The sequence below is a fragment of the Streptomyces dysideae genome (genome assembly GCF_001514305.1).
In the GTDB taxonomy this organism is placed as follows: domain Bacteria; phylum Actinomycetota; class Actinomycetes; order Streptomycetales; family Streptomycetaceae; genus Streptomyces; species Streptomyces dysideae.
Genome location: NZ_KQ949090.1, coordinates 32,336 through 48,949 on the forward strand (window position 1 = coordinate 32,336; position 16,614 = coordinate 48,949).

The window sequence follows — 16,614 nt, forward strand, 5'->3', positions numbered from 1 at the left end:
CTTCTAGTTCATCTTCCCCAGGACCTCCCGCACCCGTCGGACGTCTCGTATCCGCCGCTCGTACGTCGCACCCAGCGCGAGCAGCACCAGTCCGGCGAGGGCGGGAGGCACCCAGCGGGGGAGTGCGTCGGTCACCTGGACCAGGTACGGGGCGAGTTCGTGCAGGGCGTCCAGGGTCAGCACCGAGCCGCCGAGCAGGAGCGGTGCCTGGAGGTTGTAGCCGGCGCCCAGCAGGGTGACCGACAGCGCGGCCAGGCCCAGCAGCAGGGGGCGCGTCCAGTGCGGGTCGCCCCAGGCCGCGACGAGGCTCGGCACGAGGGTGGCGGCGAGTCCGGGGCCGTACGCCGTCCAGGACGAGGCCTGCGGATCGCGCCGCCTGCGCAGAGCGCCGACCAGCAGCGCCGGGACGGTGACGGGGAGCGTGTACGCCTCGGGGATCTCGACGTCCCAGGCGGCCAGCCGTACCCAGGTGGCCAGGACGAACAAGGCGGCGGACGCGTGGGCGAGGGGGCTGCGGTCGGGGCGGATCGCGGTGCCCGCGGTGATCACTCCGCAGAGCGCCAGCACCAGGGCGAGCATCGGCGGATCGCCCACCGCCAGGCCGATGGCCAGGAGCCCGGCCACCGCGCCCGTCACCTCGACCGGCACCGTCGCCTTCGAGTCACCGAGCCGTACGGCGAGCAGGGCCGCGGCCACCGGGACCGCCAGCACCAGCAGGGCGGTGTACTGCGGCTGCCAGTCGGCGGCCGCCCCTGTCGCGCAGGCCAGGGCGGTGGCGTAGGCGAGGGCGGCCGGGGCCGCGACCGGTGCAAGCTGGGGCTTCCAGGAGGCTGCCGCCGCGAAGAGTGCCGTGAGGGTGGCGAGTACGGCGAGGGTCGCGGCCTGCGTGGGCAGGGAGAGGAAGGCGAGGGTGAGGGAGGTGAGCAGGGCCAGGGCCAGGGCCGTGGCGGTGGGCTGAGGGGTCGGGAAGGGGGACGTGGGCGCCGTCGGGGCGGACGGTGCCACAGGCGTGGCCTCGTCCTCGGTGGCTTCCGGGATCCCCTTCGCGGGCCGGGACGGCCGTAGCGCAACCGCCGCCGCGAGGGCTCCCGCCGTCGTGGCTCCCAGGAGCAACAGCCCGACGACGTAAGGCAGTTCGAGCACCACCGGAAGAACAAGCACCGTCGCCCACGCCAGGACCAGCACGCCCGTCAGCGCCCGAGGACGCCACACCGCATCCCGCATCGCCAGCACCAGCACGACGGCGACGGCCGCAAGCACGAGCGGCACCGTCTCCGCATCCGGCGGCCAGGGCGCGTCAGCCGTCACCGCGGCCCGGGTGTCGGACGGTGCCCCCGACCAGACCTGCTCCACCCAGGTGACCGGCCCCAGCAGTGTGACCGCGACGACCGGCAGGGTCCACAGCACGGCGAGACCCTGGACGACACCGGAGGACCGGGCCAGACCGCGGCGCACTGCCTCCGGCAGCCTGCCGATCCGTACCGCCCCCAACAGGGCGATCCCGCAGGCGAGATACACCGGAACCGTCCACGCGTCCGGCACCACCGAGCGCCCCACGCCACCGAGCGCGGCGACTGTCACGAGGCCCGAGGCCAGGGCCAGGCCGACGGCGTGCCGCTCGGTCCGCCATGCCGCCGCCAGCGAGATCCCCGCCGCGAGGATCAGGAGCGCCGCCGCACGGGCGGCGGCGCTCGGGCCGGTGGCCGTCCAGGACAGCGAACCGGCCGTCAGCACACCCCAGGAGCCCATGCCGTACGCCGTGATCGCTGCGGTGACGCGTACGGACTTGGCGGGCACCCGGAGCGCCACTCCTGTGTCGAACCCGGCTGTCACGAGCAGGGCGGCCGCGAACCCGTACCAGCCCGCGTCGGCCGCCACCGCCCAGAGCAGCAGCGGGAGTTGGGCCGCGACCAGCGCGGCGGGGACGGGCAGGCGCAGCTCGGACGTGCGCGGCAGCAGGCCGTACGTCACCCACAGCGCGGCCAGCGCCGCCGCAGCGGCCGCCGTGTACCCCGTGCCGTCCACGTCCGCGAGGGCGACCTCGTGCAGCGCGTACGCGTCCAGCGCCGTCAGCGCCAGCCCGAGCCCCGCCACCGACTCGGCCGTCGACCGCAGCCCCCGCTTCAGCAGCGGCACCGGCGCGGCGAGCACCGCCGCCGTGACCCCGCCGAGCACCAGAGCCCGCCCGGCGATCCCCATCTGCCCCCAGCTGACCAGAGTGAACGCCATCGCGGCGATGGTCAGCAGGACGCCGCCCAGCACCAGCAGGACGTTCTGGACCCGGGGCGCGGAAGCCTCGGGGCGGGGCGGTGCGAGGGGGGCCGGCCGGGGCGGCCGGGCCGACTGGAGCGTGGCGATCAGCCAGGCGCGGCGGGCCAGCAACTGGGCCCGGCGGGCGTCCAGTTGGCGCAGCTCGAAGTCGAGGAGCCGCAACTCCTCGGCCGGGGGCGGAATGTGCGTCATGCCATGGAGTGTGGTCCGCGTCACGTCATACGGCATGAGTGCGCGTACTCAGAAGGTACTCATATGCGGTGCGAAGCGTCCCCGTGCGGGCACACTCTGCACATGGACTGGTCCCATTACCGCTTCCGCAGCCGGTGGACCCTGCCCGCGCCGCCCGCCACCGTCTACGACGTGCTGGAACAGGCCGAGGACTACCCCCGCTGGTGGCCCCAGGTGCGCGAGGTGAACCGGATCGACGACAGCGCCGGCGTCGTCACGATCCGCGCCGTCCTCCCGTACGCCATGACCTTCACCGCGCGCGAGGCGCGGCGCGATCCGGCGGCCGGCGTCCTGGAGATCGCCATGTCCGGCGACCTCGACGGCTGGGCCCGCTGGACGATCACCCCGGACGGCACCGGCAGTCTCGCCCGCTACGCGCAGGTCGTCGACGTGAACAAGCCGCTGCTGAGGCGCTTCGCCGTACCGGGGCGGCCGGTCTTCCGCGCCAACCACTGGCTGATGATGCGGGCCGGACGGCGCGGGCTCGTCACGTACCTCGAAGCGGTTTGAAGGAAAGCCGCGGAGACCTGTATTGTTCAGTGCGTTCCCGGGCGATTAGCTCAGTGGGAGAGCGCTTCGTTCACACCGAAGAGGTCACTGGTTCGAACCCAGTATCGCCCACCGGGAAAGGCCGGTCCGCAACAGCGGACCGGCTTTTTTGTGTTTGTGGCACCTACGCGGCCGCCGCCGGCAGATCCGGACGCAGCGGCCACGCCGGGTCCACCGCCTCCTCGCTGCCGCTGCGCGCGAACCACGCCTGCAGACCGCGCGCCTGCGCCGCGTGCCACACCGCCTGCAGCGTGTGCAGCTCGGCGGCGGAGAGGTGCTCCAGCCGGGTCGCGAAACGGCGTCCCACCGCGCGTACGACGTCCAGCGCCGCCAGTGCGTCGGCCCCCGCGTCATGCGCGCCGTCCAGCATCACGCCGTAGTGCGCGCACAGGTCGGTGAGCGTGCGGCGACCCTTGCGGTAGCGGTCCAGATGCTTGTCCAGGACCCGCGGGTCGAGCACCAGTAGTGGCGTCGCCTCGAACCAGTGGTTGAGCGACGACGCGCGATGGCGGCGCAGCTCGCGGTCCAGGACCGTCAGATCGAACGGCGCGTTCATCACCACCAACGGGCGCCCCCTGGTGGCCTGTTCGGCCAGTTCCCCGGCTATCTCGTGCATCACCGGCGCCGGCCAGCGGCCGTTGCGCTGCAGATGCTCGTCCGTCAGCCCGTGCACTGCCGTCGCCGCCTCCGGCACCGGCACGCCCGGGTTCACCAGCCACCGGACCACCCGTGGCCGGGTGCCCGGGGCGTCCTGCACGACGACGGCGGCCGACACGATCCGGTCGGTCTCGACGTCCACGCCTGTCGTCTCCGTGTCGAATGCCGCCAGCGGGCCTTCATACCAGCACGCCATACCTACACAACCCCTCGTTCACCCACGGCAGCTGACGCACCGTCTTCTGCCTGTTTGGTGATACCCGGGCTGTTTGCGCCGTACGCCGGAAGGACACAACAGAGATACGGGTCATTGCAGTTCAGGGGCCCGGCACGGGGATTCACCTGGCTGGGAAGGCTATTGGTCATGGCGATAGCGCAGCCCGAGCGGGGCGGGCTGCTGCCCGAGCGCACTGGCCCCCATCGCGGCACACTCGCCACCACCGCCTGCATGGAGACACTGCAGGTGGGCTATCTGCACGCCGTCGCGGCGGCCGCGGGATGCTCTCTGTCCCAGCCATTTCCCGACAACGGCATCGACTGGCACGTCAGTCACGGCTCATCCGGGCACACCGTCGACGACGAGGTGACCATCAAGGTGCAGCTCAAGTGCACGTACCAGGTCCCGCCGGCCCCGCCGGGCCGCTTCTTCTCCTTCACGCTCGACAACGACCACCTGCGCAAACTCGCCCGCACCCCGGTCTCGGTGCACAAGATCCTCGTCGTGATGCTCGTCCCGAGAACCCAGGACGACTGGCTGCGCGCCAGCCACGACCGGCTCGACCTCAGACACTGCTGCTACTGGGTCAACCTCGCCGGCCACCCCGTCACCGGCCGGAACCGGACCACCGTGCGGATCCCCACCTCGCGCATCTTCGACGACCGGGCGCTCTGCGAGATCATGACGCGGGTCGGGACGGGAGGCAGACCATGACGCACCGCCCGCTGGAGGAGCCGGTACGACCAGTGCGGCCGCACCCCGACAACACCTCCGCCGTCGCCTGGGACCGTCCCCCGGAGCCCGACCAGGTCGACCCCGCCGTGCTCAGCGCCCTGCTGCTCCGGCACGGCTGGCAGCGCCGCGGTGGCGCCGCCGGACGCTACGGCCGCTGGACCCCGCCCGGCCCCGGCGGCACCGGCACCAGCCTGCTCGTCCCCGAGAGCCGCGCCTTCCCCGACAGCGACGACCTCCTCGGCGAGGCGCTCGTCGCACTGTCCCGCAGCGGTACGCCGTCCGCGCGCGAGGTGCTGGTCGGGCTGGCCGTGCCGAGCGACGAGATCCGCTGGTGGCGGGATGTGCCGAGCGGCCCGGTCGGGGCCGCGCCCTGGACCGTCGAGGAACAACTGCGCTCCGCCGCCCGCCAGACCCTGCTCGCCGGAGCACTCGCCACACGCGCGCGTGCCGGCTACTACGGCGCCCGCCACCGCCGTTCCGCCGCCGCGCTGCTGGAGAACGTCCTCGTCGGCTCCGCCACCGGCGGCCGCCACCTCACCGCCTTCGTGCCCGTCGGTACGGGCCGCCCGCTCGCCGTACAGCTCCACCAGGCCCTGTACGCGGCCCGCGAGGCCATCGACTACCAGCGAGCCACCGGCGGCATGGACGCCTTCGACGGCGCCGTCGAGGCGGGCGTCAGCCGCGAGCTCACCGAGGCACTGATCGGGTTGGTGCGCGGTACGGAGGGTGCGCGCATCGCCGTCGAGTGGGCACCGGCGGCAGGCGTTCCGGAGGGGTGCGCGGCGCCTGCCGAGGCGGTCGAGTTCTCGCCGGGCGACCTGCCCGTGCTGCGTGAGGCCGGGGCCCGCTATCTGCGCGAGGAGCCGTCCGTGCCGGTGCGGATCACCGGTGCGGTGGTGCGGATGCGCAGGTCGGAGCCGCGCGGTGACGGGACGGTACGGCTGCGAGTGATCGCGGGCGCCGAGATCCCGCACGTACGGCTGACGCTGGACGAGGAGTCGTACCGCATCGCCGGGCACGCACACCTCGTCGGACTGCCGGTGCGGGTGCACGGGCGGCTGGAGAGCCGGGGCGGCTTTCGCAAGCTCACCGGCGCCTCCGGGGTCGCTCCGGTACAGGTGGACGAGGCGGAACGGGACCGGCTCATGAAGTCCCTGCAGGGGACCGCAGGGATCATGGCCTTCTTCGAGGAGGCGTGCGGAGGGGAGGACCGGGAGGACTGAGGGTGACCGTTTCGCGGTCGGTGGCCCGGGGTCGGTACGATCCCAGTCATGCGCGCGCTCCTGGTATGGCGCCGCATCCCACCTTCAGTCAGGAGAGACCGGTGTCAGACGTCCGTGTGATCATCCAACGCGATTCCGAGCGGGAAGAACGCGTGGTGACGACGGGCACTACGGCCGCCGATCTCTTCGCCGGTGAGCGCTCGATCATCGCCGCGCGGGTGGGCGGAGAGCTCAGGGACCTGGCGTACGCGCCCGCCGAGGGCGAGGTCGTGGAGCCGGTGGAGATCTCCTCCGAGGACGGTCTCAACATCCTGCGCCACTCCACGGCGCACGTCATGGCGCAGGCCGTGCAGGAGCTCTTCCCCGAGGCCAAGCTGGGCATCGGCCCGCCCGTCAAGGACGGGTTCTACTACGACTTCGACGTCGAGAAGCCGTTCACGCCCGAGGATCTCAAGGCCATCGAGAAGAAGATGCAGGAGATCCAGAAGCGCGGGCAGAAGTTCGCCCGCCGTGTCGTCACCGACGACGCCGCCCGCGAGGAACTGGCCGACGAGCCCTACAAGCTGGAGCTGATCGGCCTCAAGGGTTCCGCGTCCTCCGACGACGGCGCGGACGTCGAGGTCGGCGCCGGTGAGCTGACGATCTACGACAACCTGGACGCCAAGACCGGCGAGCTGTGCTGGAAGGACCTCTGCCGCGGTCCCCACCTGCCGTCGACCCGGCTGATCCCGGCGTTCAAGCTGATGCGCAACGCGGCCGCCTACTGGCGCGGCAGCGAGAAGAACCCCATGCTCCAGCGCATCTACGGCACCGCCTGGCCGTCCAAGGACGAGCTGAAGGGCTACCTCGACTTCCTCGCCGAGGCCGAGAAGCGCGACCACCGCAAGCTGGGCAGCGAACTCGACCTGTTCTCCATCCCGGAGCAGATCGGCTCCGGCCTCGCCGTCTTCCACCCCAAGGGCGGCATCGTCCGCCGCGTGATGGAGGACTACTCGCGGCGCCGCCACGAGGAAGAGGGCTACGAGTTCGTCTACACCCCGCACGCCACCAAGGGGAAGCTCTTCGAGACCTCGGGCCACCTGGACTGGTATGCCGAGGGCATGTACCCGCCCATGCAGCTCGACGAGGGCGTGGACTACTACCTCAAGCCCATGAACTGCCCGATGCACAACCTGATCTTCGACGCGCGTGGCCGCTCGTACCGCGAACTTCCGCTGCGTCTCTTCGAGTTCGGGACGGTGTACCGGTACGAGAAGTCGGGCGTCGTGCACGGTCTGACCCGGGCCCGCGGCTTCACCCAGGACGACGCGCACATCTACTGCACGCGCGAGCAGATGGCGCACGAGCTGGACAAGACGCTGACCTTCGTTCTCGGCCTGCTGCGCGACTACGGCCTGGAGGACTTCTACCTCGAGCTGTCCACCAAGGACCCGGAGAAGTTCGTCGGCTCCGACGACGTCTGGGAAGAGGCCACGGAGACCCTGCGCCAGGTCGCCGAGAAGCAGGGCCTGCCCCTGGTCCCCGACCCGGGCGGCGCCGCCTTCTACGGCCCGAAGATCTCCGTCCAGACCAAGGACGCGATCGGCCGGACCTGGCAGATGTCGACGATCCAGCTCGACTTCAACCTGCCGGAGCGCTTCGACCTGGAGTACACCGGCGCGGACGGCACCAAGCAGCGTCCGGTCATGATCCACCGCGCGCTGTTCGGCTCGATCGAGCGCTTCTTCGCGGTGCTGCTGGAGCACTACGCGGGTGCCTTCCCGGCGTGGCTGGCTCCGGTACAGGCGGTGGGCATCCCGATCGGCGACGGGCATGTGGAGTACCTGGAGAAGTTCGCCGCAGCCGCCAAGAAGAAGGGCCTGCGGGTCGAGGTCGACTCCTCCTCCGACCGTATGCAGAAGAAGATCAGGAACGCCCAGAAGCAGAAGGTGCCCTTCATGGTCATCGCGGGCGACGAGGACATGGCCAACAACGCCGTCTCCTTCCGCTACCGCGACGGCTCGCAGGAGAACGGCATCCCGTTCGACGAGGCCATCGCGAAGATCGCGCAGGTTGTGGAGGAGCGGGCGCAGGTCTGACGCTCCGACGTACGGAGGCCCTCGGGGAGTTCAGCTCTCCGGGGGCCTCTCGTCGTCCTCCCGCGCGAACACCTGGAGCTGCCACGAGGCGAAGGTCCCGGTCACGGTGCCGAGCAGCGCCAGTCCTACGGCCATCACCCCGACCGCGATCAACCGCCCGAGGGGCGTGACGGGGACGATGTCGCCGTAGCCGACGGTGGCGAGGGTCGCGCAGGTCCACCACACGGCGTCGCCGAAGGTCTCCATGGTCGATCGAGGGGCCCCGCGCTCCTGCTGGTAGACGGCGAGGGCGCCCACGAAGCCGAGCAGCGCGGTGGACAGTCCGGCGTAGACGATCACGCGCGCGTGCAGGGCGAGCCGAGGCTGCCCGTGCCGGCGGCGCACGGCCTCGGTACACCTTCACGACCCGCAGCGGCAGCACCAGCACCAGCACCAGCACCAGCACCGCGGTGTCCAGCCAGTGCGTCCGTACGAAACCCAGCCGCAGTCCGCTCAGCCGCCAGCGCACCGCATAGTCGGCGGCGAACACGGCCCATGCGGCGAGCAGCAGCGCGAGGCAGAGGTCCAGCCAGCCGTCCGGCAGGTCGTCGTGGCCCAGGACGCGGACCGCGTAGGAGGCGAGATACACCAGCGACGCCACGGCGAGCGGTACCTCGGAGTGTCGCTCCCGGCTGGTCCTGCGGCTGTCGTCGTTCATTGCCTCAGCCTGGCCCGGGGGGCTTTTCCCGGAACCCCGGCGACACGCCGCGAACGGGCGAAGCCATATGCTGCATTGCATGACGAGTGAGCCGGAGCAGCAGTGGGGAGTGGGGATCCAGGACGCTTTCCAGCGTCTGTGGACGCCCCACCGGATGGCCTACATCCAGGGTGAGAACAAGCCGACCGGCCCCGGAGCCGACGACGGCTGCCCCTTCTGCTCACTGCCGGCCAAGTCCGACGAGGACGGGCTGATCGTGCGGCGCGGCGAGCAGGTCTACGCGGTGCTGAACCTGTACCCGTACAACGGCGGCCACCTGATGGTCGTGCCCTACCGTCACGTGGCTGACTACACGGACCTCACGGAGCCGGAGACCATCGAGCTGGCCGCCCTGACCAAGCAGGCGATGAAGGCGCTGCGCACGGCCTCCGGCGCCCACGGCTTCAACATCGGCATGAACCAGGGCACGGTCGCCGGCGCCGGTATCGCCGCTCATCTCCACCAGCACATCGTCCCGCGCTGGGGCGGTGACACGAACTTCATGCCGGTGGTCGGCCACACGAGGGTGCTGCCGCAGCTGCTGGCGGACACCCGGAAGATGCTGGCGGAGGCCTGGCCGGCGTAAGCCGGAGCCCTGGGTGCCCTCGCCGGGGTGAGGGCACCCGGAGTCACGCGTCGTACACGTCCGCCTTCCTCGGCGTCGGATCCTGCACAGCCCCACTGAGGAACGCCGACCGCGCCCCGAACTTCTCGGTGTCGACGCCGTTCTCGTCCAGCACCTTGATCGCCGCAGCGTGCACCACCCGCAGCACCGGCGTGGCCGCCCGCAGTGCGTCGTCGGCCATGAACCGGTGCCGCCACGGCTGGTCCGCCCACGCGTGCCGCAGCCCGAAGGGTTCCGGCAGGGTTATCGACCCGCCGAGCCAGTTCAGCAGCGGCGGATACCAGGTGATCGGCGCGCGGACCGCCAGCCGTACCACCTCGTCGCTGTTGACCAGCGGAAGCTTCACCTTGCGGGTCTCCCACGGCTTGAGCGACTTGGTGACCTCCTTGGTCGGCGCCTCCGGCTTTGAGGTGAACAGACCGTTCACCGGGCCCAGCGCATGCCCGGTGACCTCGATGCGCAGCGTCTCGTGCAGCACGGTCACCGTGATCAGCATCGTGATGATCAACTGGCCGTCCCAGAGCGTCCACTGGACGCCCAGGTAGTGCCGGTCACCGCTGCCGAACTGCTGCTTGTTGCAGATGTCCTGTATGGCGTGCGACTTGACCTGGTACGCCTCGACGTCCGTGCCCTCCGGCCGGGAGACCGCACCGGCGCCCTCGGCGATCGGCGTGACGATCCAGTGCCGTATCGAGGCCTTCGGGAAACCGCCGGTGTTCAGCGGACCGCGCTCCAGCATGCGCAGCTGGTCGTGGATGGAACGGATGACGTCCCAGCTGCGGAACGGGTGGATCTCCCGGTCCGCGTGGGCCGAGACCAGGTCCTCGGCGAGCTGCCAGCTGCCCCAGCGGGTGCCCATGCCGAGTACGCCCTTGGGACCGGCGTAGAACACGGAGTTGGACTGCTGCTCGGCGCTGAGCTTGGCCAGGGACTGGCGCAGCTGCTCGGCCGCGGTCTCGCCGGGGCTGCTCGGCACCGCCTCCGGGACCTTCGCGCCGACGCTGCTGCCGGCCAGCAGGCTGTCCCAGCGCTCCCGCAGGTCCTTCGCCGTGCGCTCGCAGATCTGCTTGGCCACGAACCAGCCGAGTACGGGCGCGACCACACAGGCGCGCGCGTACCAGGCCCAGAATCCGGTGAACGGCATGCGGATCAGGAAGATCACGGCCAGCGCGCCCGCCGCGACGAGAAGGGCGGTGGCGAGTGTGCCGGCCCGCTTGTCGTCGCGTTTGGCCATGGTGCTGCGAAGGATGTAGACGAGCAGCCAGCCGATGAGTCCGGGCAGGAAGATCAGACCGGACAGCACCATGACGATCGACAGGCGGTTGTCGCGCTCCTTGCGGATGTTGTTCGCCGCCAGGCAGTGCTCGACGACGACCTGTGGCTCGGCGCCGAAGGACTGGATGAGCGGTTTCCGGCCGGGACCGATCATGCGGTCCACCACGGCACGGGAGAACGCCTCGCCGAGGTTGGGCTCGAACAGCTTGATCCTGCCGTCCTTGACCGCCGACTGGTGCCAGTCGTTGTCGGCCTTCTTGATGTCCTGGACCTTGTTGTCCCGATAGGCCGCCGAGGCCAGCGCGAACGTCGCCGTCTGTCCCTCGTGGCCCGTTCGCGGCACCTGCGGACCGAAGATGTCCGCGTAACCGCTGTCAACGGTCATTCCCGCCCCCGATCGCCGCCGCTCCTGCTCCTGCGGCTTTCCCGACTTCCTTGCTTCGCACACCTGTTGATCAAGTGATCAGCGTATCCGCCGCCACCGACATTCGTCGGCGGACGGCCGAAGCCGCCCGCCGACGCGGAGGGGAGCGTTCCACAAAAGCCACTTGGTGGCGCCCGGCGCCAACTACGAGGCGTCGCGCGCCTCTTCACGGATCCTTTCGGCGATCTGCGGCGGCATCGGCTCGTGCCGCGCGTACGAACGGCTGAAGCGTGCGGTGCCGTGCGACAGGGACCGCAGGTCGACGGTGTACCGGCCGATCTCGATCTCGGGCACCTCGGCCTTGATGAGCGTGCGGCCGCCGCTGGTCTGCTCGGTGCCCAGGACGCGGCCGCGCCGCCCGGACAGGTCACTCATCACGGCGCCCACGTAGTCGTCGCCGACCAGGACGCTCACCTCGGCCACCGGCTCCAGCAGATGGATCCTCGTGTCGGCCGCGGCCTCCCGCAGCGCGAGCGCGCCGGCCGTCTGGAACGCGGCGTCGGAGGAGTCCACCGAGTGCGCCTTGCCGTCGAGCAGCGTGACCCGGATGTCGATCAGCGGATGGCCCGCCGCGACTCCCTTGGCGGCCTGGGCCCTGACGCCCTTCTCGACCGAGGGGATGAACTGGCGTGGCACCGCGCCGCCGACGACCTTGTCCACGAACTCGATGCCCGAGCCGCCCGGCAGCGGCTCCACCTCGATCTCGCAGATGGCGTACTGGCCGTGTCCGCCGGACTGCTTCACATGCCGGCCGCGGCCGCCGGACTTGTCCGCGAACGTCTCCCGGAGGGAGACCTTGTGCGGCACGACGTCGACCTGGACGCCGTAGCGGCTGCGCAGCCGCTCCAGCGCGACGTCGGCGTGCGCCTCGCCCAGGCACCACAGGACCACCTGATGGGTGTCCTGGTTCTGTTCGAGCCGCATCGTCGGGTCCTCGGCGACCAGCCGGGACAGGCCCTGCGACAGCTTGTCCTCGTCCGCCTTGCTGTGCGCCTGGATGGCGAGCGGCAGCAGCGGGTCGGGCATCTGCCAGGGCTCCATCAGGAGCGGGTCGTCCTTCGCGGACAGGGTGTCGCCGGTCTCGGCGCGGTTCAGCTTCGCCACGCACGCGAGGTCGCCCGCGATGGCGTGGGTGAGCACCCGCTGCTGCTTGCCGAACGGCCTCGACAGGGCGCCGATCCGCTCGTCTGCTTCGTGGAGGGCACGGTCCTCGTGCCCGCGGTCCGCGAGCCCGTGCCCGGAGACGTGCACCGTCTCGTCGGGGCGCAGGGTGCCGGAGAAGACCCGGACCAGCGAGACCCGGCCGACGTACGGGTCGGAGGCCGTCTTCACGACCTCGGCGACCAGCGGCCCGTTCGGATCGCACAGCTTCAGCTCGCGCGGCTTGCCGTCGACCGTGGTGACCCGGGGTGCCTCGCGTTCCAGCGGGGTCGGGAAGCCGCGGGTGACCAGCTCCAGCAGCTCGATGGTGCCGAGCCCCTGGCGGGAGCCCTCGGCCGCGGGCGCGGCGGCCAGGACCGGGAAGAAGACGCCGTGTGCCACGGCTCGCTCCAGGTCCTCGATCAGCGTCTTGACGTCGACCTGCTCGCCGCCGAGGTAGCGGTCCATGAGGGTCTCGTCCTCGCTCTCCGCGATGATCCCCTCGATCAGCCGGTTGCGGGCCTCCTCGATCAGCGGCAGCTGGTCCTCGCCCGGTTCGGACTCCTTGCGCTCACCGGAGGAGTAGTCGAACAGCTTCTGCGAGAGCAGCCCGATCAGCCCGGTCACGGGCGCGTGCCCGTCGGGGCCCTGCGGGCCGTGCAACGGCAGATACAGCGGGAGCACGGCGTCGGGGTCGTCCGAGCCGAAGGCCTCCGCGCAGATCCGCGCCATCTCGTCGTAGTCCGCCCTGGCCGCCTCCAGATGCGTGACGACGATCGCGCGCGGCATGCCGACGGCCGCGCACTCCTCCCACACCATGCGGGTCGAGCCGTCCACGCCGTCGGACGCCGAGACGACGAAGAGGGCCGCGTCCGCCGCTCGCAGACCGGCCCTCAGTTCCCCGACGAAGTCGGCGTATCCGGGGGTGTCGAGGAGGTTGACCTTGATGCCGTCCCATTCGACCGGCACCAGGGAGAGCTGTACCGAGCGTTGCTGCCGGTGCTCGATGTCGTCGTAGTCCGAGACGGTGCCGCCGTCCTCCACCCGGCCCGCCCGGTTCACCGCTCCCGCCGTCAGCGCGAGAGCCTCCACCAGAGTCGTCTTGCCCGATCCGCTGTGGCCGACCAGCACCACATTCCGTACGGACGCGGGGTGGTCGGCCGCTGTAGCCCTGCCGGCGGCTCCGGGGTGTGCGTTCGCCTTGTCGCCCATGATCCTGCCTCCCGTGCACGGTGAGGTCACTGTGGGCGCGGACGTACGGATCCGCGTGCGGTGGCGGCTCCGGTGACGCCCGCGGTTCTTCGAGCTTTCCACTCCCGTCACGGTGCGTCCATACGGCGGACGTGATCGTGCCCGCCCGGCTGGGCCGGGCGGCCCGCGACCGGGCCGTGACCCGTATGCCGTCGGGCCATGACATGTGCGCCGGGTGCCCGGCCGTCAGCCACGCGCGCGCGTGGCTACGATGGGCCAGCCGGTGGCCAGCAGGGGCCGCGCGGCGACACCGACCCTCGGGAAGGCCATGCTGAACAAGTACGCGCGTGCATTCTTCACGCGTGTCCTCACACCGTTCGCCGCGTTTCTCATCCGGCGGGGCGTGAGCCCCGACACGGTCACTCTCATCGGTACCGCCGGTGTGGTCGCGGGCGCGCTGGTCTTCTACCCCATGGGGGAGTTCTTCTGGGGCACGGTCGTGATCACGCTGTTCGTGTTCTCCGACCTCGTCGACGGCAACATGGCGCGCCAGCTCGGCCGCTCCAGCCGTTGGGGCGCCTTCCTGGACTCCACGCTCGACCGGGTCGCCGACGGCGCGATCTTCGGCGGGTTCATCCTCTGGTACGCCGGTGGCGGCGACGACCTCGTCCTGTGCGCCGTCTCGATCTTCTGCCTGGCCAGCGGCCAGGTGGTGTCGTACACCAAGGCACGTGGCGAATCGATCGGCCTGCCGGTCGCCGTCAACGGCCTCGTGGAGCGGGCCGAGCGGCTGGTGATCTCCCTGGTCGCGGCCGGGCTCGCGGGCCTGCACGCGTTCGGTGTGCCGGGCATCCAGTACCTGCTGCCCGTCGCGCTGTGGATCGTCGCGGTCGGCAGCCTGGTCACGCTGATCCAGCGTGTCGTCACCGTCCGCCGGGAGTCGGCGGAGGCGGAGGCCGCGGCGGACCGGCCGGAGACCCAGGGGAGTGAGGCGGCGAAGTGAGCGCCCAGGAGCGCCTTACGGACGCGCTGTACGGCCTGGGCTGGGGCACCGTGAAGAAGCTCCCCGAACCGGTCGCCGTACGGCTCGGCCGGGCCATCGCCGACCTCGCCTGGAAGCGCCGTGGTAAGGGCGTCCAGCGGCTGGAGAGCAACTACGCGCGCGTGCTGCCCGACGCGACCCCGGAGCGCCTCGCCGAGCTCTCACGCGCGGGCATGCGCTCGTATCTGCGCTACTGGATGGAGTCCTTCCGGCTGCCCGCCTGGAGCGCCGAGCGCATCAGGGGCGGCTTCGTCGCGAAGGACCTGCACCATCTGACCGACGGCCTGGCCTCCGGCCGGGGCGTCATCCTCGCGCTGCCGCACATGGCCAACTGGGACCTCGCCGGCGCGTGGGTCACCACCAAGCTCCAGACGCCGTTCACCACGGTCGCCGAGCGCCTCAAGCCCGAGACGCTCTACGACCGCTTCGTCGCCTACCGCGAGGGCCTCGGCATGGAGGTCCTGCCGCACAGCGGCGGCACCGCCTTCGGCACGCTGGCCCGGCGGCTCCGTGACGGCGGCCTGGTCTGCCTGGTCGCCGAGCGCGACCTGTCCGCCGCCGGCGTCGAGGTCGAGTTCTTCGGCGAGGCCACCCGGATGCCCGCGGGACCCGCTCTGCTGGCCCAGCAGACCGGTGCGCTGCTGCTCCCGGTGACGCTCTGGTACGACGACTCGCCCACCATGAGGGGGCGTGTCCATCCTCCGGTCGAGGTACCCGAGGCAGGTACCCGGGCCGAGAAGACGTCTGTCATGACACAGGCGCTGGCCGATGCCTTCGCCACGGGGATCGCCGACCACCCGGAGGACTGGCACATGCTGCAGCGCTTGTGGCTCAAGGATCTCGATCCCGCGCGTCCTCCCGCCGGGGGGACCGCGTGAGGATCGGCATCGTCTGCCCGTACTCCTGGGACGTGCCGGGCGGCGTCCAGTTCCACATCCGCGACCTCGCCGAGTACTTCATCCGCCTCGGCCACCAGGTGTCCGTCCTCGCCCCTGCCGACGACGACACCCCGCTCCCGCCGTACGTCGTCTCGGCCGGCCGGGCGGTCCCGGTGCCGTACAACGGCTCGGTGGCCCGCCTGAACTTCGGCTTCCTGAGCGCCGCCCGGGTGCGCCGCTGGCTGCACGACGGCGAGTTCGACGTCATCCACATCCACGAGCCGACGTCGCCCTCGCTGGGCCTGCTGACCTGCTGGGCCGCGCAGGGCCCGATCGTGGCCACCTTCCACACCTCGAACCCGCGCTCCCGGGCGATGATCGCCGCGTACTCGATCCTTCAGGCCGCCCTGGAGAAGATCAGCGCGCGCATCGCGGTGAGCGAGTACGCCCGCCGCACGCTGGTCGAACACCTCGGCGGCGACGCGGTCGTCATCCCCAACGGTGTCGACGTCGACTTCTTCGCCAAGGCGGATCCCAAGCCCGAGTGGCAGGGCGACACGATCGGCTTCATCGGCCGCATCGACGAACCCCGCAAGGGCCTGCCGGTGCTGATGAAGGCCCTCCCGAAGATCCTCGCGGCCCGCCCGCAGACCCGGCTGCTGGTGGCCGGCCGCGGCGACGAGGAGGAGGCGGTGGAGAGCCTGCCCGAGGAACTGCGCGCGCGCGTGGAGTTCCTCGGCATGGTCAGCGACGAGGACAAGGCGCGCTTCCTGCGCAGCGTCGACCTGTACGTGGCCCCCAACACCGGCGGCGAGAGCTTCGGGATCATCCTGGTCGAGGCGATGTCGGCGGGGGCACCGGTGCTGGCCTCGGACCTGGACGCCTTCGCGCAGGTGCTGGACCAGGGCGCGGCGGGCGAACTGTTCGCCAACGAGGACGCGGACGCGCTCGCCGAGGCGGCGGTACGGCTCCTGGAGGACCCGGCCCGCCGCACGGAACTGCGCGAGCGCGGCAGCACGCACGTACGCCGGTTCGACTGGTCGACGGTCGGCGAGGACATCCTCTCCGTGTACGAGACGGTGACGGCGGGCGCGGCGGCGGTGGCAGCGGCGGACGACGAGCGGCCGGCGGGTCTGCGGGCACGGTTGGGGCTGGCACGGGACTGACGGAGCAGGGGCGCCTCTTTCGTGCCCTACCCCTGCTTCTCGACGCCGGTCCAGGCAATCTCAGCCCGCCCGGCGTTTTGAGGACGAGGCCGTTCAGGCCGAAGCGGGGGTCTGGGGGCGGCAGCCCCCGGAGACGGCGGCCACACCAACGCCCCGCACGACACCCGGCCACCCCA

General features: G+C 71.2%; 12 protein-coding genes, 1 tRNA gene and 1 pseudogene. 9 read left to right on the top strand and 5 right to left on the bottom strand.

The genetic code is table 11. The features are described from left to right. Window positions 1–3: 3 nt before the first annotated feature. Window positions 4–2,463, bottom strand: coding sequence for an SCO7613 C-terminal domain-containing membrane protein (locus AQJ91_RS24055; protein WP_079085167.1), 2,460 nt, complete (start codon window positions 2,461–2,463; stop codon window positions 4–6). A 102-nt stretch (window positions 2,464–2,565) separates the two neighbouring features. Here AQJ91_RS24055 and AQJ91_RS24060 point away from each other — a divergent pair, with 102 nt between their 5' ends. Together AQJ91_RS24060 and AQJ91_RS24065 are read left to right on the top strand one after the other, a co-directional pair. Then, a complete protein-coding gene (locus AQJ91_RS24060) occupies window positions 2,566–3,012 on the top strand; it encodes an SRPBCC family protein (RefSeq protein WP_067025868.1) in 447 nt (148 codons plus the stop codon). A gap of 39 nt (window positions 3,013–3,051) precedes the next feature. Beyond that, window positions 3,052–3,123, top strand: a tRNA-Val gene (locus AQJ91_RS24065). A 52-nt stretch (window positions 3,124–3,175) separates the two neighbouring features. Here the strand turns inward: AQJ91_RS24065 and AQJ91_RS24070 are convergent. After that, window positions 3,176–3,904, bottom strand: a complete 729-nt coding sequence (locus AQJ91_RS24070) for a 3'-5' exonuclease (protein ID WP_067025511.1) — start codon at window positions 3,902–3,904, stop codon at window positions 3,176–3,178. Window positions 3,905–4,072: 168 nt separating this feature from the next. Between AQJ91_RS24070 and AQJ91_RS24075 the strand changes: the two genes are divergently transcribed. From AQJ91_RS24075 to thrS, 3 genes are all read left to right on the top strand, one after another. Further along, window positions 4,073–4,639: a DUF4365 domain-containing protein gene (locus tag AQJ91_RS24075; RefSeq protein ID WP_067025513.1), complete on the top strand. Its 567-nt coding sequence runs from the start codon at window positions 4,073–4,075 to the stop codon at window positions 4,637–4,639. After that, window positions 4,636–5,883 (top strand): hypothetical protein, encoded by a 1,248-nt coding sequence (locus AQJ91_RS24080; protein WP_067025516.1) that lies wholly within the window; start codon window positions 4,636–4,638, stop codon window positions 5,881–5,883. The genes AQJ91_RS24075 and AQJ91_RS24080 overlap by 4 nt, the downstream gene beginning before the upstream one ends. Window positions 5,884–5,984: 101 nt before the next feature. Beyond that, window positions 5,985–7,961 (top strand): threonine--tRNA ligase, encoded by a 1,977-nt coding sequence (gene thrS / locus AQJ91_RS24085; protein WP_067025519.1) that lies wholly within the window; start codon window positions 5,985–5,987, stop codon window positions 7,959–7,961. 30 nt (window positions 7,962–7,991) lie between these two features. On the opposite strand, the pseudogene AQJ91_RS24090 reads toward thrS, so the two are convergent. After that, window positions 7,992–8,658, bottom strand: a pseudogene (locus AQJ91_RS24090) (potassium channel family protein). Window positions 8,659–8,725: 67 nt separating this feature from the next. Between AQJ91_RS24090 and AQJ91_RS24095 the strand changes: the two are divergent. Further along, window positions 8,726–9,283 carry an HIT family protein gene (locus tag AQJ91_RS24095; protein ID WP_067025523.1) on the top strand — a complete coding sequence of 186 codons (558 nt, stop codon included), beginning with the start codon at window positions 8,726–8,728 and terminating at the stop codon, window positions 9,281–9,283. A gap of 43 nt (window positions 9,284–9,326) precedes the next feature. Here AQJ91_RS24095 and AQJ91_RS24100 read toward each other — a convergent pair whose 3' ends face one another. Both AQJ91_RS24100 and AQJ91_RS24105 read right to left on the bottom strand, forming a co-directional pair. Then, window positions 9,327–10,982 (bottom strand): hypothetical protein, encoded by a 1,656-nt coding sequence (locus tag AQJ91_RS24100; protein ID WP_067025526.1) that lies wholly within the window; start codon window positions 10,980–10,982, stop codon window positions 9,327–9,329. 183 nt (window positions 10,983–11,165) lie between these two features. Continuing rightward, entirely contained in the window at window positions 11,166–13,373 is a 2,208-nt protein-coding gene (locus AQJ91_RS24105) for an elongation factor G-like protein EF-G2 (RefSeq protein ID WP_067025530.1), read from the bottom strand. 250 nt (window positions 13,374–13,623) lie between these two features. Here AQJ91_RS24105 and pgsA point away from each other — a divergent pair, with 250 nt between their 5' ends. Genes pgsA through AQJ91_RS24120 form a run of 3 tightly spaced genes read left to right on the top strand, consistent with a single transcriptional unit; the run spans window position 13,624 to window position 16,438 of the window. Next, window positions 13,624–14,355: a phosphatidylinositol phosphate synthase gene (gene pgsA, locus AQJ91_RS24110; protein WP_079085162.1), complete on the top strand. Its 732-nt coding sequence runs from the start codon at window positions 13,624–13,626 to the stop codon at window positions 14,353–14,355. Beyond that, on the top strand, window positions 14,352–15,272 hold the full coding sequence (locus AQJ91_RS24115; protein WP_067025537.1) for a phosphatidylinositol mannoside acyltransferase: 921 nt from the start codon (window positions 14,352–14,354) through the stop codon (window positions 15,270–15,272). The genes pgsA and AQJ91_RS24115 overlap by 4 nt, the downstream gene beginning before the upstream one ends. Next, on the top strand, window positions 15,269–16,438 hold the full coding sequence (locus AQJ91_RS24120; protein ID WP_067025540.1) for a glycosyltransferase family 4 protein: 1,170 nt from the start codon (window positions 15,269–15,271) through the stop codon (window positions 16,436–16,438). Before AQJ91_RS24115 ends, AQJ91_RS24120 begins: the two co-directional genes overlap by 4 nt. The last annotated feature ends 176 nt before the right edge of the window (window positions 16,439–16,614 follow it).

What these genes read in the sequence shown, in the direction of transcription:
- AQJ91_RS24055 (WP_079085167.1), bottom strand. Translation starts at nt 2,463, where the DNA reads ATGACGCACATTCCGCCCCCGGCCGAGGAGTTGCGGCTCCTCGACTTC.
- AQJ91_RS24060 (WP_067025868.1), top strand. Translation starts at nt 2,566, where the DNA reads ATGGACTGGTCCCATTACCGCTTCCGCAGCCGGTGGACCCTGCCCGCG.
- AQJ91_RS24070 (WP_067025511.1), bottom strand. Translation starts at nt 3,904, where the DNA reads ATGGCGTGCTGGTATGAAGGCCCGCTGGCGGCATTCGACACGGAGACG.
- AQJ91_RS24075 (WP_067025513.1), top strand. Translation starts at nt 4,073, where the DNA reads ATGGCGATAGCGCAGCCCGAGCGGGGCGGGCTGCTGCCCGAGCGCACT.
- AQJ91_RS24080 (WP_067025516.1), top strand. Translation starts at nt 4,636, where the DNA reads ATGACGCACCGCCCGCTGGAGGAGCCGGTACGACCAGTGCGGCCGCAC.
- AQJ91_RS24095 (WP_067025523.1), top strand. Translation starts at nt 8,726, where the DNA reads ATGCTGCATTGCATGACGAGTGAGCCGGAGCAGCAGTGGGGAGTGGGG.
- AQJ91_RS24100 (WP_067025526.1), bottom strand. Translation starts at nt 10,982, where the DNA reads ATGACCGTTGACAGCGGTTACGCGGACATCTTCGGTCCGCAGGTGCCG.
- AQJ91_RS24105 (WP_067025530.1), bottom strand. Translation starts at nt 13,373, where the DNA reads ATGGGCGACAAGGCGAACGCACACCCCGGAGCCGCCGGCAGGGCTACA.
- pgsA (WP_079085162.1), top strand. Translation starts at nt 13,624, where the DNA reads ATGGGCCAGCCGGTGGCCAGCAGGGGCCGCGCGGCGACACCGACCCTC.